This window comes from Spirosoma sp. (genome assembly GCF_026391055.1).
GTDB lineage: Bacteria > Bacteroidota > Bacteroidia > Cytophagales > Spirosomataceae > Spirosoma.
This window is the reverse complement of sequence record NZ_JAPLET010000010.1, coordinates 353,779-368,416: the sequence shown is the minus strand read 5'-3', so window position 1 is coordinate 368,416 and position 14,638 is coordinate 353,779. Positions and strand designations below refer to the sequence as shown.

At 49.8% G+C, this 14,638-nt stretch carries 17 protein-coding genes; 10 read left to right on the top strand and 7 right to left on the bottom strand.

All coding sequences use genetic code 11. The features are described from left to right. Window positions 1–40 precede the first annotated feature (40 nt). The 6 genes from NT073_RS03955 (at window position 41) to nadD (ending at window position 4,185) form a co-directional block, all read left to right on the top strand. Window positions 41–841: a (Fe-S)-binding protein gene (locus NT073_RS03955; RefSeq protein WP_041617653.1), complete on the top strand. Its 801-nt coding sequence runs from the start codon at window positions 41–43 to the stop codon at window positions 839–841. A gap of 110 nt (window positions 842–951) precedes the next feature. After that, complete coding sequence (locus tag NT073_RS03950) at window positions 952–1,449, top strand: hypothetical protein (RefSeq protein ID WP_297369082.1); 498 nt, start codon at window positions 952–954, stop codon at window positions 1,447–1,449. Window positions 1,450–1,699: 250 nt separating this feature from the next. Continuing rightward, window positions 1,700–2,440, top strand: coding sequence for a sigma-70 family RNA polymerase sigma factor (locus NT073_RS03945; protein WP_297369079.1), 741 nt, complete (start codon window positions 1,700–1,702; stop codon window positions 2,438–2,440). 131 nt (window positions 2,441–2,571) lie between these two features. Next, entirely contained in the window at window positions 2,572–2,814 is a 243-nt protein-coding gene (locus NT073_RS03940) for a hypothetical protein (RefSeq protein WP_097129403.1), read from the top strand. A gap of 99 nt (window positions 2,815–2,913) precedes the next feature. Then, window positions 2,914–3,513, top strand: coding sequence for a guanylate kinase (gene gmk, locus NT073_RS03935; RefSeq protein ID WP_297369072.1), 600 nt, complete (start codon window positions 2,914–2,916; stop codon window positions 3,511–3,513). Window positions 3,514–3,612: 99 nt separating this feature from the next. After that, window positions 3,613–4,185: a nicotinate (nicotinamide) nucleotide adenylyltransferase gene (gene nadD / locus NT073_RS03930; protein WP_297369070.1), complete on the top strand. Its 573-nt coding sequence runs from the start codon at window positions 3,613–3,615 to the stop codon at window positions 4,183–4,185. A 78-nt stretch (window positions 4,186–4,263) separates the two neighbouring features. Here the strand turns inward: nadD and NT073_RS03925 are convergent, their stop codons facing one another. The 3 genes from NT073_RS03925 to cysS all read right to left on the bottom strand — a co-directional run bounded on the left by NT073_RS03925 (window position 4,264) and on the right by cysS (window position 7,321). After that, window positions 4,264–4,644, bottom strand: a complete 381-nt coding sequence (locus NT073_RS03925) for a hypothetical protein (protein WP_297369067.1) — start codon at window positions 4,642–4,644, stop codon at window positions 4,264–4,266. 52 nt (window positions 4,645–4,696) lie between these two features. After that, window positions 4,697–5,728, bottom strand: a complete 1,032-nt coding sequence (locus tag NT073_RS03920; protein ID WP_297369064.1) for a M28 family peptidase — start codon at window positions 5,726–5,728, stop codon at window positions 4,697–4,699. Between the two features lie 93 nt (window positions 5,729–5,821). Next, window positions 5,822–7,321 carry a cysteine--tRNA ligase gene (cysS, locus tag NT073_RS03915; RefSeq protein ID WP_297369060.1) on the bottom strand — a complete coding sequence of 500 codons (1,500 nt, stop codon included), beginning with the start codon at window positions 7,319–7,321 and terminating at the stop codon, window positions 5,822–5,824. Between the two features lie 153 nt (window positions 7,322–7,474). Here cysS and NT073_RS03910 point away from each other — a divergent pair, with 153 nt between their 5' ends. Together NT073_RS03910 and NT073_RS03905 are read left to right on the top strand one after the other, a co-directional pair. Then, window positions 7,475–8,671 (top strand): hypothetical protein, encoded by a 1,197-nt coding sequence (locus NT073_RS03910; RefSeq protein WP_297369058.1) that lies wholly within the window; start codon window positions 7,475–7,477, stop codon window positions 8,669–8,671. A gap of 93 nt (window positions 8,672–8,764) precedes the next feature. Continuing rightward, a complete protein-coding gene (locus NT073_RS03905) occupies window positions 8,765–9,685 on the top strand; it encodes a PfkB family carbohydrate kinase (RefSeq protein WP_297369056.1) in 921 nt (306 codons plus the stop codon). A gap of 88 nt (window positions 9,686–9,773) precedes the next feature. Here NT073_RS03905 and NT073_RS03900 read toward each other — a convergent pair whose 3' ends face one another. Next, the gene (locus NT073_RS03900; RefSeq protein ID WP_012930017.1) at window positions 9,774–10,583 is read right to left on the bottom strand and encodes a ferritin-like domain-containing protein; all 810 of its coding nucleotides are present in this window, start codon (window positions 10,581–10,583) and stop codon (window positions 9,774–9,776) included. Window positions 10,584–10,597: 14 nt separating this feature from the next. Then, window positions 10,598–11,329, bottom strand: coding sequence for a ferritin-like domain-containing protein (locus NT073_RS03895; RefSeq protein WP_012930018.1), 732 nt, complete (start codon window positions 11,327–11,329; stop codon window positions 10,598–10,600). Window positions 11,330–11,669: 340 nt separating this feature from the next. Between NT073_RS03895 and NT073_RS03890 the strand changes: the two genes are divergently transcribed. Beyond that, window positions 11,670–12,488 (top strand): glucose 1-dehydrogenase, encoded by an 819-nt coding sequence (locus tag NT073_RS03890; RefSeq protein WP_297369050.1) that lies wholly within the window; start codon window positions 11,670–11,672, stop codon window positions 12,486–12,488. On the opposite strand, the gene ybeY is transcribed toward NT073_RS03890, so the two are convergent. Both ybeY and NT073_RS03880 read right to left on the bottom strand, forming a co-directional pair. Further along, window positions 12,489–12,902: an rRNA maturation RNase YbeY gene (gene ybeY / locus NT073_RS03885; RefSeq protein ID WP_297369048.1), complete on the bottom strand. Its 414-nt coding sequence runs from the start codon at window positions 12,900–12,902 to the stop codon at window positions 12,489–12,491. A gap of 53 nt (window positions 12,903–12,955) precedes the next feature. After that, a complete protein-coding gene (locus NT073_RS03880; protein ID WP_297369045.1) occupies window positions 12,956–13,477 on the bottom strand; it encodes a GNAT family N-acetyltransferase in 522 nt (173 codons plus the stop codon). A 79-nt stretch (window positions 13,478–13,556) separates the two neighbouring features. Between NT073_RS03880 and NT073_RS03875 the strand changes: the two genes are divergently transcribed. After that, window positions 13,557–14,582: a zinc-binding dehydrogenase gene (locus NT073_RS03875; protein ID WP_297369042.1), complete on the top strand. Its 1,026-nt coding sequence runs from the start codon at window positions 13,557–13,559 to the stop codon at window positions 14,580–14,582. Window positions 14,583–14,638 lie beyond the last annotated feature (56 nt).

Genomic DNA, 14,638 nt, shown 5'->3' with positions numbered 1-14,638 from the left:
TCAGGTCTATCCTAAACAGAATGCTCAAACACAACTGATAATGACGACTGAAAAGACATATAAAGTACCAACTATGGCCGACATGGCCGCTTCGGGCGAAGAACCCGAAATTCTGTTTTGGGTTGGCTGTGCTGGCTCGTTTGATGACCGGTACAAACGCGTAACCATTGCCTTCGTCCGTATCCTGAACCATGTAGGCATTAAATTCGCCGTATTGGGGCCGGAAGAAGGTTGTACCGGCGATCCGGCCCGTCGAGCTGGAAACGAGTTTCTGTTTCAAATGCAGGCAATGTCCAACATTCAGGTGCTGAACGGATATAACGTTAAGAAAATCGTAACGGCCTGTCCCCATTGCTTCAATACGCTTAAAAACGAATATCCTGAGTTGGGCGGTAACTACGAAGTTATCCACCACTCGCAGTTCTTACAGGGACTGATCAATGAGGGCCGGGTGCGGGTGAAAGATGGCGAGTCGTTCAAAGGGCGTCGGATTACCTTTCATGACTCCTGCTACCTGGGCCGTGCCAACAAAATATACGAAGCGCCCCGTGAGGTTCTAGCCGCCCTGGATGCAGATCTGGTCGAGATGAAGCGCGTTCGCGCCAACGGACTCTGCTGTGGCGCAGGCGGTGGTCAATATTTTAAAGAACCGGAGCCGGGTAAGAAAGATGTAAACGTTGAACGGGTTGAAGAAGCACTCGGCACCGGTGCCGATACCATCGCCGTGGCGTGTCCGTTCTGTATGACCATGATGTCGGACGGTGTTAAGAATAAGAACAAAGAAGATTCCGTCCGCGTCTACGACATCTCGGAACTCATCGCCCAAGGCCAGGGGTTATAATTTTAATGAATAATGTAAAATGGGTGAGTCTGAGCATTTCATTTAGTTGACCATGTAAGCAACTCCAATTATTCAATTTACATTATTCATTTTACATTTATTCAGTAACCATGTACATTGATTTTGACAAATTGCCGGAGGCAGCCCGTGTATGGGTTTACCAGGCAAATCGTGCGTTGAGCGACGCCGATGTGAAAACGATTGAGCAGGCTTTGCAGCCTGCTCTAAGTCAGTGGGCGGCACATGGGCAACCGTTACTGGCCGCTGCACGGGTTGTTGAGAGTCGCTTTGTTGTGGTTGGTGTCGATGAAGGGTATACCCTGCCAAGTGGCTGCTCCATCGATTCATCCATGCGAACGATTCAGGAAATAGGTCGTCACCTTGGCATTGATTTTTTCGACCGTTCGGCCGCTGTGCAGGCTGCTGATGGTTCTGTACAGACCATTGCCCTGCCAGCTATTAAGGAAGCGGTAGCAAACGGATACCTGACACCCGACACGACGGTATTCAACACATTGGTTAAAACAAAAGCGGAATTCCTGTCAGACTGGCGGATTCGGGCTACAGATTCGTGGCTGAAGCGCTATTTTAAGTCAATAACTGCTTAAACGGCCTGTTAAGTAGGTAAAGCCGGTCAATTGCTATTTTATCTAGATAGCAATTGACCGGCTTTAACGTTGACAGATGTTGAAACGTTCACTGCCAAATCGTCATATTAGCCTGATTTTAAACCTTTTTTTTGAACAAAGGATTGATTTTTGTAGTCAACCTCAGATACGATTCGGCGGATTGGTTTTCCATAATTATTCAATTCGTTGGGTCCTGCCGACGGTACAACGGCAATTTACTCTTACTTTTATGGCGACTATACCCGAAGTTATGTCAGATACGCCAACTCGCGACGACCAGGACCGCACCGGAATGCCGGATCACGGAATGCCGGACCACGGCGGCCCGTCCGGACCAGACCATTTATTACCAGACGGGGGTCCCGTCGATCAGCCATCGGCTGATACACCCGCTCGCCGTTATACCGACGAGCAGAAATATCAGGTTTTCAATAAGGAGTTCATGCCCCACATTGACTCCATGTACAATTTTGCCTTTCGACTGACCACCGATGAGGACGACGCCAATGATCTGGTGCAGGATACCTATCTGAAAGCATTCAGGTTTATTTCGTCATTTGAGCAAGGAACTAACGCAAAAGCATGGCTGTTTCGAATACTGAAGAACAGCTTCATTAACGATTACCGGAAGAAAAGTAAAGAGCCAGCTAAGGTAGATTATCAGGACGTCGAAACGACCTATAACTCTGAAGACGCTGAATCCGAACACACGGTCGACCTCCGGGCCGAGTCCGTTTCTGACTTGATCGGCGATGAAGTAGCCACGGCACTGAACTCGTTGCCTGTTGATTTTCGGACAGTCATTATTCTCTGCGACATCGAAGGATTTACGTACGAGGAGATGGCCAAAATTTTGGATATACCAATAGGAACCGTACGGTCCCGCCTGCATAGAGCTCGTAACCTGTTGAAAGAAAAATTGCGTGATTACGCATCATCAATGGGTTATAATGAAGAAAGTGAAGAATAAACCGAACTTTTTATAACTCTATTTTGGTTCTGCTAATAACTTAACGTATTATTATTCTTGGAATAAATAAAATTTTTCCAATGCAAACGTCGTCGTCACTATCATCTTCTTCATCAGATTCCAAGCCACAGATGAAAGAACATTGCGACCATCAGGTCGACTGCTTGAAGATGATTCAGTTGATTCTGGATGGAGAGGCTACAGATCAGCAACTCGCCCGGTTAAAAGCTAATCTGGTATCCTGTCAACCGTGTATCCAAATGTATCACCTCGAACAAGAGGTAAAAGAGTTATTAACGAAGCGAATGGAGAAGAAGTGCTGCCCTGAACAGTTAGTGGCAACGATCAAATCCAAGATCCTGACGTTTAGCTAATTCCTGAAGAGATTTGATTGGGGTAATTAGGGCGATGCTGTCAAAGCTAACCTTGATTACCCCAATTTTATTATAGATTCACCCAATTGATAACCTGCCGTGGACGGTAAACTAATCATCTTTTCTGCCCCTTCCGGTTCGGGCAAAACTACCATTGTCAAGCATTTGCTGGCCGAGAACAACAATCTCGGCTTTTCCATTTCAGCCTGCACCCGCGACCGTCGGGGCCGTGCCGAAGAGAATGGCAAGGATTATTACTTCCTAACACCAGAAGAATTTAAGCAGCGAATAGATAACGACGAATTTGTTGAGTGGGAAGAAGTCTATGTAGGCGCGTTCTACGGAACCCTTAAGTCAGAGATCGAACGGCTCTGGAAGAGCGGTAAACATGTATTGTTCGATGTGGATGTACAGGGAGGACTGAAACTAAAGGAATACTATGGGGACAAAGCACTGGCCGTTTTCGTCAAAGTGCCCGACGAAGAAACCCTGCGTCAACGCCTGATTGGCCGCGGCTCCGAAACAGAAGAAAGCCTGTCTAAACGGCTATTTAAAGTTCACTTCGAAATGAGCTTTCAAGACCGCTTCGATGTAATTCTGGTAAACGACGACTTGGAAACATCGCTCCAAAAAGCCCAGAAGCTGGTCGATGATTTCGTGAGAGGGAACAAAGTGCCCGTGAAGGGGAATATTATTTAACAGTATTAGGAGTTGGGAGCGGGGAGTGAGAATGGCTGACGCAACTCCTTATGCTTCGTGTCAGCCATTCTCACTCCTCACTCCCAACTCCTCACTCCTATGAAAATTGGTTTATTCTTCGGCTCTTTCAACCCGATTCATATTGGGCATCTGATTATAGCCAATACCATGGCCACTACAACAGACCTCGAGCAGGTGTGGTTTGTGGTGTCGCCCCAGAATCCATTTAAGAAGACGAAAAGCCTGTTGCACGAGTTCGACCGGCTCGATATGGTTGAACGGGCCATTGCCGATAACAGCCGCCTGAAAGCAACGAACATTGAGTTTTCGATGCCCAAGCCTAGCTACACCATCGATACACTGGCCCGCCTTACCGAGAAATACCCACAACACACGTTCCGGCTTATAATGGGCGAAGACAATCTGGAGCAGTTTTCCAATTGGAAGAACTACGATAAGATTCTGGAATATTACGGATTATACGTTTATCCAAGGCCCAGAAGCAAAGAGAGTAAATTCAAGGTCCACCCGAACGTCCGGCTCGTCGAAGCTCCCCTTTTAGATATATCTGCTACGTTTATTCGCGATAGCATCCGTGCCAACCGGTCCATTCGTTACATGGTGCCGGACGTGGTAGAGGAAATGATTGAACGGAAGAAATTTTATGTGTAATGTACCCATGGGTTTTAACCCGTGTTATAGGATTACGTATTCTTTGTTTAATCACGGGTTAAAACCCGTGGGTACATTTCACGGAATACCGTTCTGGAACGTAACTTCCGTGGCCAGACCAATGGCGCTCATTCGAATGGCCACCGACCGGCTGGTCGATTTGGTGCCTGCCTGATCGCACTGAGGACCTTTTTCGAGGAAGTAAATGTAAAACTTTTGGTTTCGGTCGGCGATTTGGTTCACGTCCGGTCGGCCGAGGAGTTCGCCGATTTCGTTGGCCGACTTTCCTTTCAGGTTCTGAATTTCGGCTCTAAAGTCTGGCTCAAGTGTAGCCCGGATGCCGTAGCAACCGCCCCGGTCGCCCCGCCACTTTTTTATATCAAGTTTACCAAACTGGTCGGGGGTAGAACTGCACCCACTTACCAGCATAACAGCGAAAGCTGCGTAAAAGAACTTCATAGTGTATTGATGGCTTAGCAGAAAGGCACCGTCTGAGCGGTGCCTTTCGTTGTTATTGTTGCTCGTTGTAAAGTACCTGTAGCAGCGTTTGCCCAACGGCTTTTAACGTGCCTCGGTCAATATTGCTCATGTTATCTTCAGCGGTGTGCCAGGCCGGAAAGAAGCCTCCTGTGCCAATGTTTGTATGAATGATGTCGATCATCGGAATCTTGGCGATGGTGTTCGGTGCCACGTGGTCGTCAGTGATTTGACCGCCGGGTGTGTCGATAAAATATTGACTGTAACCCGCCCGGCTGGCTGTTTGCCAAACATTATTGACCACCGTTGGCGCAAACTGCATGGAGAGCCCTTCTTTGGCAAACGTAGCACCTTTGGCGCCAACCATGTCCAGCAAGATGCCGTAATAAGCAGAGTAGCCTGGTTTATGCAGGTTTTTCGCCCAATGTCGTGAACCCAGGCAGAAACCGATGTAATCGTACTGATTACCGCTTTCCTTTTCAAAGTCGCCGGCGGCCTTTTCTCCGTTACCCCAGTCTTCGGCATCGAAGAAAATAATGTCAATACCAACGGAAGGCTTTTGCTGGCTTTGTTGGATGGTACGCGCCAGCTCCAGCAAAACGCCAACACCACTGGCTCCGTCGTTGGCAGCCGTAACAGGTTTATTCTGATCCGCTTTATCTAAATCGGCGTCAGCATGAGGGCGCGAATCCCAGTGTGAGGCCAGCACAATCCGCTTTGTTGCTTTGGGGTTGATAGCTCCAATAATATTGCGGGCATTCAGCTTTTTGCCATCCCAGGTCGTGGCCACAAACGTTTGTTCCGTCACCTCACAGCCAAACTGCCTTAGCTTATCGGCCAGGTAGTTGCCCGTCTGAACGTGTGCGGGCGTATTGGGCACGCGTGGCCCAAACTTTACCTGCTGATCTACGTAAGCGTAAGCTGAATCAGCATTGAAAGCTGGCGCGGAGACTGTGGCAGATTGCTCTGTAGTCTGTGTAGCGTCGGTTTGCGACTGCTTGGTTCGGCAGGCACCGGCCGTCAGGAGTAACAGGGCCGGAACGAGAATTAAAGATGATTTGGTCATTCTTGTGGGTCTGGGCCAATCTCCAGATTAGCCCGTCATTTTTTTTAGGTAGGTCAGGCTGGAACGGTCCGCCATAGCGGCCTGCCCCGGACATTATTCTTCGTACGCCCAGTCAATCTGGTGTTTCATGTCTTTGATAGCCAGTCCCTGTGCTTTAAAGTACGAACGAATCTGATCCACCTTGTCGTATTGACGCTGCTCTTTGTACTCTTTATAAAGTGTTAACAGCCCTTCCAGAACAGGTTGATTGGTAGCTCCTTCTTCAAGCAAACCGAGCACATCCTGCATGAAAGTTACAAACGACTCTTTTAGAAGATTGACTGTTTCTTCGCCAAGAACAGCCGCCTGGAGCTGGTTCAAATACAGCATATTCACATACTTCAACAGCGTAAATAACTGGGCAATGGCTACGGCTGTATTCAGGTCGTCGTTCATCGCATCGTAAAACTGTTGAACAGCCTTCTGAATCTCTTTCTGTTTAGCCTCGTCAACAGCCACGCCGTTTTCTGCTTCTGCATCCGACGGGTACGACAGCGTTTTGATGACCCGCAGGCCATTTGCTAACCGCCGATAGCCTTTTTGAGCGGCTTTCAGCGCGTCGTTCGAGAAGTCGAGGGTGCTTCGGTAGTGCGATTGGAGCATGAAGAAACGCACCGTCATGGGACTGTAAGGCTGGTCGAGCAGGGGGTGGCTACCAGCAAAAAGCTCGGCAGGCAGGAAGGAGTTACCCAGCGACTTCGACATTTTCTGCCCGTTTACCGTTAGCATGTTCGAGTGCATCCAGTACCGAACCGGATCGACACCGGTTAAGCCGTCGCCCTGCGCAATTTCGCATTCGTGGTGCGGGAACTTAAGGTCCATGCCGCCACCGTGAATGTCAAATTGCTTGCCTAAGTATTTGGTACTCATGCAGGTACATTCCAGGTGCCAGCCCGGAAAGCCTTCGCCCCAGGGCGAATTCCAGCGCATGAGGTGTTCGGGAGCGGCCCGTTTCCAGATGGCAAAATCAAGCGGACTCCGTTTCTCGGACTGGCCGTCCAACTCGCGGGTTTCGTTTAGCAGATCATCCAGAATACGGCCTGATAGTTTTCCGTAATTGCCGCCCCGCTTGTTGTAGGTGTCAATGTCAAAATAAACTGAGCCGTTAGACTCGTAAGCCAGCCCGTTGGCAAGTAAGGCCTGCACCGCTTCGATCTGCTCAACCATATGGCCGGTGGCCGTTGGTTCGATGCTTGGCGGGAAGGTGTTGAACTGCGCCATCACCGTATGGAAGTCGTTGGTGAACCGTTGAACAATTTCCATCGGTTCTACTTTTTCGAGCTTGGCCATGCGGCCAATTTTATCTTCACCATCATCACCATCGCCCACGAGGTGGCCTACATCGGTCAGGTTGCGGACATAGCGGACTTTATAGCCGATGAACGTCAGATACCGATACAGTGTATCGAAGGTCAGAAAGGTGCGGACATTGCCCAGGTGAACGTAGTTGTATACCGTGGGGCCGCAAACATACATACCTACATAAGGCGCATTGAGCGCTACGAACGGTTCTTTTTTGCGGGAAAGCGTATTGTATAACTGAAGTGGTTGCATTCGATGTTAGGTCATACTACTGGTTTTGTTCGGCGGTGGCCGGGTCAAAAACAGGCACCCAAAGTTAGGGATTGTTCGGCGGAAAACGGTAGCCCGGATGCTTTTGGCTATATTCGCATTTCATTTTGAAAATTGACCGGCTCCGGTTCTGTAATGCAGGTAGTTGAGGTAGGCGAAAACGCCCAATACAAGAAAGAATTTATTCAGTTTCCCGTACGTCTCTATCGGACCGATTCATGCTGGATCAGGCCGCTGGATGCTGACGTCGAAGAAGTATTCGATCCGGGTCGTAACAAGCGTTTCGAACACGGCGAATGCGTCCGGTTTCTGTTGCTGAACGATAAAGGTGAAACTATTGGCCGTGTGGCGGCTTTTGTTGATCGTGAAATCGCTAACCTCGACAACGACCAGCCCACGGGCGGATTGGGTTTCTTCGAGTGCATAGACGACCAAGCTGCGGCTTTTGCGCTGTTCGATGCGGGCAAAGCCTGGTTGCAGAGTCGGGGAATGGAAGCGATGGATGGCCCCATCAACTTCGGCGACCGCGACCGCTGGTGGGGGTTGCTGGTAGACGGCTTTGACCGGGAGCCTAATTACTGCATGCCATACACCAAGCTGTATTACATTCCACTCTTCGAAAACTACGGGTTCAAGGATTATTTCAAGCAATACACGTTTGGGATTCCAACCACCTGGTCGAAACTGGTGGATATGTCGCAGGCAGTGAAAGACCGGGCTCAGCGCATTTATCAGAATCCGGACTATACGTTCCGAACCATCGACAAAAAGCAGTTACCAGCCGCAGCCGAGCAGTTTCGGCATATTTATAACGCGGCCTGGGGCGGACATAGTGGCGTAAAGGAAATGTCGGCGGCACAGGCGCAGCTGCTTATGCAGAAGTTGAAACCAGTTATCGACGAGAAAATCATCTACTTCGCTTATTATCAGGACGAACCGGTTGCCTTCTTCGTTTGCCTGCCCGAGCTAAACCAAGTATTTAAGCATGTGAACGGTAAGCTGGATTTGGTTGGTAAGCTGAAGTTCCTGTGGCATATGCTGTTGAAGACCAACCGGAAAGCGTTTGGCGTGGTGTTCGGTGTAGCGCCTGAGCATCAGGGAAAAGGTGTGGAAGCGGCTATTGCCTTACGAATGCCGCACGAAGCCGACAATAACCCCAACTTTCAATACACGGAACTGGAAATGAACTGGGTGGGCGACTTCAACCCAATTATGGTGCGGTTTGTGAGTCAGCTGGGCTCAAAAATTGTGAAGACACACGTCACCTACCGCAAGCTATTCGACGAAACAAAGCCGTTTAAACGCTGCCCGGTTATTGGGCGGAAAAAATAATTGCCTGCGCCAGGCCGCTACAGCGGGCCGTTCCCGCCTGGTCATGTAACTATAACTCCAACGGGCCAAACGGGAGCTTGGCCCAGACAAACAATGAGCTTACTTACCGTTGGTTCCGTAGCGTTCGATGCGCTGGAAACCCCGTTCGGCAAAACCGACAAAATCATTGGTGGTGCCGCTACATACATTACTCTGTCGGCGTCGTATTTCGTAGAAAAAAACAATCTGGTAGCGGTCGTTGGCGACGACTTCCCGCAGTCCATGATTGACGACCTTCATCAGCACGGTATTACTACCGATGGTCTTGAAATTCGGCAGGGGGAGAAGACCTTCTTCTGGTCGGGGAAGTACCACAACGACATGAACAGCCGCGATACGGTTGAGGTGCAGCTAAACGTGATGGAGCATTTTAACCCCATCATTCCGGATTCGTATCAGGATTGCGACTACCTGATGCTGGGCAACACGGCTCCAGCCATCCAGCAGATGGTGATCGAGCGGTTGCACAAGCGGCCCAAACTCATAGTGCTCGACACCATGAACCTTTGGATCGAAATTGCCAATCCCGATCTGATGAACCTGCTCAAGCTGGTCGACGTGCTGGTTGTCAATGACGAAGAGGCCCGCCAGCTTACCCGCGAGTACTCACTGGTGAAAGCAGCGGCTAAAATTCGGTCCTTAGGACCGCAAACCGTTATCATCAAAAAAGGCGAGCACGGTGCATTACTGTTCAGCGAAGGCCAGATTTTCTTTGCTCCTGCACTTCCCCTCGAAGAGGTATTTGACCCAACTGGCGCGGGAGATACCTTTGCCGGAGGCTTCATTGGTCACTTAGCCAAAACCGACGATATCTCGTTCGATAACATGAAGCGGGCCATTATTTATGGGTCGGCCATGGCGTCGTTCTGTGTCGAAAAATTCGGTGCTGAGCGGATTATGAACCTGACGCAGGAAGAAATTCAGGCGCGGGTAAGTGAGTTCGTTACGCTGTCGGCGTTTGGGTTAGATTTGTAAATTGTAACAAGGCTGTTCATAACAGGAATGGGGCACCGGTGAATCACCGGTGCCCCATTCCTGTTATGAACAGCCCAAGTCAGGTTAGTTAAGCCAGAAAAGGCGTAACCAAAGCCAGTACCTGATCTTTCGTCAATATTTCATCAAACGCTTGGCTAACCATGTCGGGCGTTATACGGCTGTCGCCGGCCAAAGCCGAAACAAGGTTAACACCTGCCTGCGTGACATTTTCTTCACCAGCATAATTACCATTGACAACGGCGGGAAGTCCCTGCATGGCAGCTGTACCGCCCGTAATCCAGCCTTTCTGGCCACGCATGTAGCGTACATTCGCTGCGTGAGCGGCCTCTGTCGCGTGGATTTGAAGCGCTACCTGTAAAATGGCGGGGGCCGGCATCAGATTAGCTGCCTGACCTTTGTATGCCCGAACGCCCGTATCTTCGAGGGTCTGCGCGATGGCCGAGAACGTGGCAAAGTTGGTGAACGTATCCGTGAATGTTCCTTTTGCCGAGAAGTCAAACTTTGGTTCGGCCACTGCCTCTGCACCAAGTACCGACTTCAGTAACCGAACGTGTACCTGTTCGTGCTGCCGGATCAATTCAAACGCTGCTCTGTAATCACTTGGAATCATCGAAAGATTACGGCCAGCGTCGTAGAAACGATACTCCAGGTATTCCAGCGTGAGTGCAAAATTAAGCACGTCTTTCACGCCTTGTGGTAGTGCGCTTGACTGCCCGTAGGCTTTTGTCAGGGCAGAAGCCATAATGGCGGGAGCCGCTACGGCAATCGTTTTTTTCGTCAGTGAGCTGAATAAGCCCCGACGGGAAACGTGGGCCAGGCGGTCGAAAATCTCGCCATCCACTTTCTCAATATCGCTAAGTATGTTCTGTAAGTTCATTGGAGTTGAGTGATTTAGGCGAGGCTGGCTACTAATGCGCTTGCGTCGAGTGTTTCATTAATGTATTTCTGTGCGATAGGCAGCACAAACGTTGGCTCGTAAGCAAGGTGTAAACCCGTATCGCTGGTCACGATGGACGGACCGGCAAAAGCATCGGAGTGCGGGTATTGCAGTTCGCGGATAATGGAGTGGTGACGCGTCTCAACTGATACAATCTTACCAGCTAAGGTCAGATAGTCAGCATTCTTGATGTACTTACCAGCACCATTGTAGGCACCAACGCCTGTCTTTTCAAACGCTTCGGCGTGAATCAACACGTCTGCACGGTTGTTGAAGTCGATGCTTGAGAAGTTGAATGTTAAATCTGGAACGGCGCTTCCCACAGCGGCTTTGAAAAGCGCACGGTGGATAATTTCGTGCCCGCCAATGTCTGCCCATAGCTGCTTATCAGTCGAGGACATATTTGGGTATGGCTTCGCCAAAATCATTTCGTAGAAGGCTGCTTCGAGCTGTTCCAGTACATAAGCAAACGCCAAGATACCTACATCGCCGGTTGGTAAGGCAACCATTGGACCCGCTGCACGGGCACTGCCACCGGGTGTGATAGCTGTTTGATCTGCGTTTGAGCAGGCAGATAGCAGACCACCGGTTACGGCTGCTGCCCCCGCTACTCGAAGAAACGACCGGCGGCTGGCTGCTGCAACCTCCGAAGGCGTCGCTTCAGGTCGGTTAGTAACGTTTTCCATTGAGTAAAAGTTATTTAAGTGATTGTCCCCGATTGTTTGCCGATCAAGGTGATGTATCTACGCGAAGAATTAATAGGAGGATTTTTATAATTATATAAACGTTATTTATTTATATAGTACTATGTTTTAATCTATTGATTTAAAGGAGGTTATGTGTTGAAAATATAAAAACTGTCAGGAAAAGTACAATTAGATATAATGATCTTTGTTTGACGTCGATCTAATTGTAATTGCCAATTTCAGCCCTATGACCGATTTTGCCGGTCACTGTCTGAAAAGCAGTGATAACTCACAGAATAGACTTATTTTTCAATCCAGAGCATAATCCCTATTTAATTATATGATAAGCTTTTTACATCAGGTTGCCTTCATTACGGGTGCTGGATCAGGTATTGGCCGGGCCACCGCACTGGCTTTTGCCGAAGCAGGCGCTCAGGTTGTTGTCGCCGAAATAAATGAAGAGAGTGGCCGGGAAACCGTCGGTCAGATTCACCAGTCAGGAGGAGACGCGCTTTTTGTGGCTTGTGACGTAGCTGAGCCAGCCCAAATCAATGCCGCCATTCAGCAAACCGTCGATACCTACGGGCGGTTAGACATTGCCGTTAATAACGCGGGTATTGGCGGGCGGTATGGCCGATTTACGGAACAGACGCCGGAAGACTTCGACCGAATCATGGCCATCAATGTGGGTGGCGTCTTCTACTGTATGCAAGCGCAAGTCCGGCAAATGCTTCTACAGCAGAAAGGAACTAAAGCAGAAGGGAAGACCGCCGAGTCAAATCCCATGGAAAGTTTTCCGGTAGGGGGACGCATTGTAAACGTGGCTAGTATTGCCGGGGTGCGGGGAATGCCGATGGGTGCCCCTTACAGTGCGTCCAAACATGCGGTGATCGGGCTTACAAAGACCGCAGCGCTGGAGTATGTAAAACAGAATATCCGGATCAATGCCGTTTGCCCGGCTTATACGAATTCGGCGATGGTCGATGGGTTGATCAGTGCAGCACCCGCAATGGAAGACCGCATGCGCCGTATGATTCCCCTTGGCCGGTTTGGCCAGCCCGAAGAAATTGCCCAGGCCATTTTATGGCTTTGTGCCGACGATAACACGTTTTTTACGGGACAGACGCTCCAACTGGATGGTGGCCTGACAGCCGGTTGATTACAACTGACTTATCCACTCATCTTCTTTAAGGCGCATTAGAGCCGCTTCCTCGTCAGTTTTATCGCCATAACCGCATAGGTGTAACAGGCCATGCGCCAGTACACGGCGCATTTCCTGCTCGGCCGGAACGGCCAGCTTATTGGCGTTGTCAATGACACGTTCCACGCTGACGAAAACGTCACCTTCTATCTTACCCTCTTCTTCGCTCATGTCGAAGGTGATAATGTCTGTGTAATAGTCGTGCTGTAGGTAATCCCGATTTACCTGTAGCAGGTATTCATCGGAACAGAACATATAGTTCAGATCGCCTACCGAGAAGCCTTCGGCCTCGGTTTGCTGCTTCAGCCATTGGCGAATTGCCTGCTTTTGAGGAAGTTTATAGGGAACGTCCTCGTTGAAAAAACGAATCATATAGGGTCTACAGCTTTTCGTTTGGGGGTATCTGTTCCCGCTAGGCTGTTTTGTTAAAGTAGCGTTTTAATATCGGTCCACACGTAGCGATAGGCATCTGAAGCACCACCGCCGGGATTCTCGTGCGATAGTACGTCCTGATTGACCGCTCCTAAACTTTGGTAGAATTGCTGGGCGCTGGTGTTTTGCGTCAGTACCCACAAATAAAGCCCTAAGTCGGGGTTTTGGCTGTATGACCAGCGAGCTGCCGATTTCAGCAGTTGCGTGCCAATTCCTTTGCCTTTCTGATTGCTGACAACGTGTAAATTGTCCAGTAACGTTCCCCAGAGGGCGTTATCGCCAGCATAAGCACAGGCAAAGCCATAAAGTAGACCAGCCTCTTCGGCCACGATAACCAGTTGATTTAGGACTGGGTTATCCAGTCGCTCGTGCCAAACGGCCCGCCTATTGGCCAGAACGGGACCGTCCAGAAAGTCATCTGTCCAAATACCTCTGTAGTTTTGCTGCCAGCTACGGCTATGGAGTTGCGCGATAGCCTCGGCATCAATCAGCGTTGCCTCCCGATAAGTTATCATAGCTTTGTAGAAGCGGGTTCAAACAAATGTAAACGTCCGGTATTTTGTTACAAACTTATTAACTACTTGCCATCAGTCTATGAAAGCCATACTGCTTGCCGAAAAAAAACAACCCGTACAACTTGTTGATGCGCCAACGCCGACTGCCGGACCGGGCCAGATACTGATCAAACTTAAAGCGGCTGCTCTGAATCACCGTGACGTATTCGTTCAGCAGGGTTTGTACCCCGGCATTAAACTTCCGGCCATTCTGGGCTCTGATGGGGCCGGTGTGGTGGCCGAGGTCGGTGAAGGTGTCGACCCGGCCTGGCGGGGACAAGCTGTTATTATCAATCCAGGCTTGTATTGGGGACCTAACCCCAGGTTTTACGGGTCGGACTTTCGGATTTTAGGCATGCCCGATAACGGAACGTTTGCGGAATATGTCGTGGTAGATAAGGCGTATGTGCATCATAAACCTGGCCACCTTTCTTTTGAGCAGGCGGCTGCGCTGCCACTAGCGGGCCTGACGGCCTGGCGAGCACTCATGACACGGGCAGGCCTTCATACATCGGGAAGCCCCGAAAAAGTGCTTGTAACGGGTATCGGTGGCGGAGCCGCTTTGTTTGCACTGCAGTTTGCCGTGGGGGCCGGAGCCGAAGTTTGGGTAACATCTGGTTCCGAAGAAAAGCTGGCCAAAGCCGCAGCTTTGGGTACCGCAGGGGGTATCAACTACCGCGAGCCGGATTGGGAAAAAAAACTTATGACGCTTACGGGTGGCGAACGGAAAGGGTACTTCGACGTTATTATCGATAGTGCAGGAGGACCGGGCTTTGCCAAACTGATCGACGCAGCGGCAGCAGGTGGGCGGATCGCTTTCTTCGGCGGCACTACAGGCAACATCACCGACATTATACCGCCCAAAGTTTTCTTTAAGCAACTCTCAATTTTTGGTACAACAATGGGTACCGAACATGAATTCGCTGATATGCTGTCGTTCGTAACCGACAAACAACTAGTACCCGTGGTGGACGACGTTTTTCCATTAACTGATATGTCGCAGGCCATGCAGAAAATGGATACCGGCAAACAATTTGGAAAGATTGTTATTAAAATAGGGGATTAACAACCTTCTGATGGACCATTTTGGTCCGTATAATAACGATATGTTCCTGATTGTGC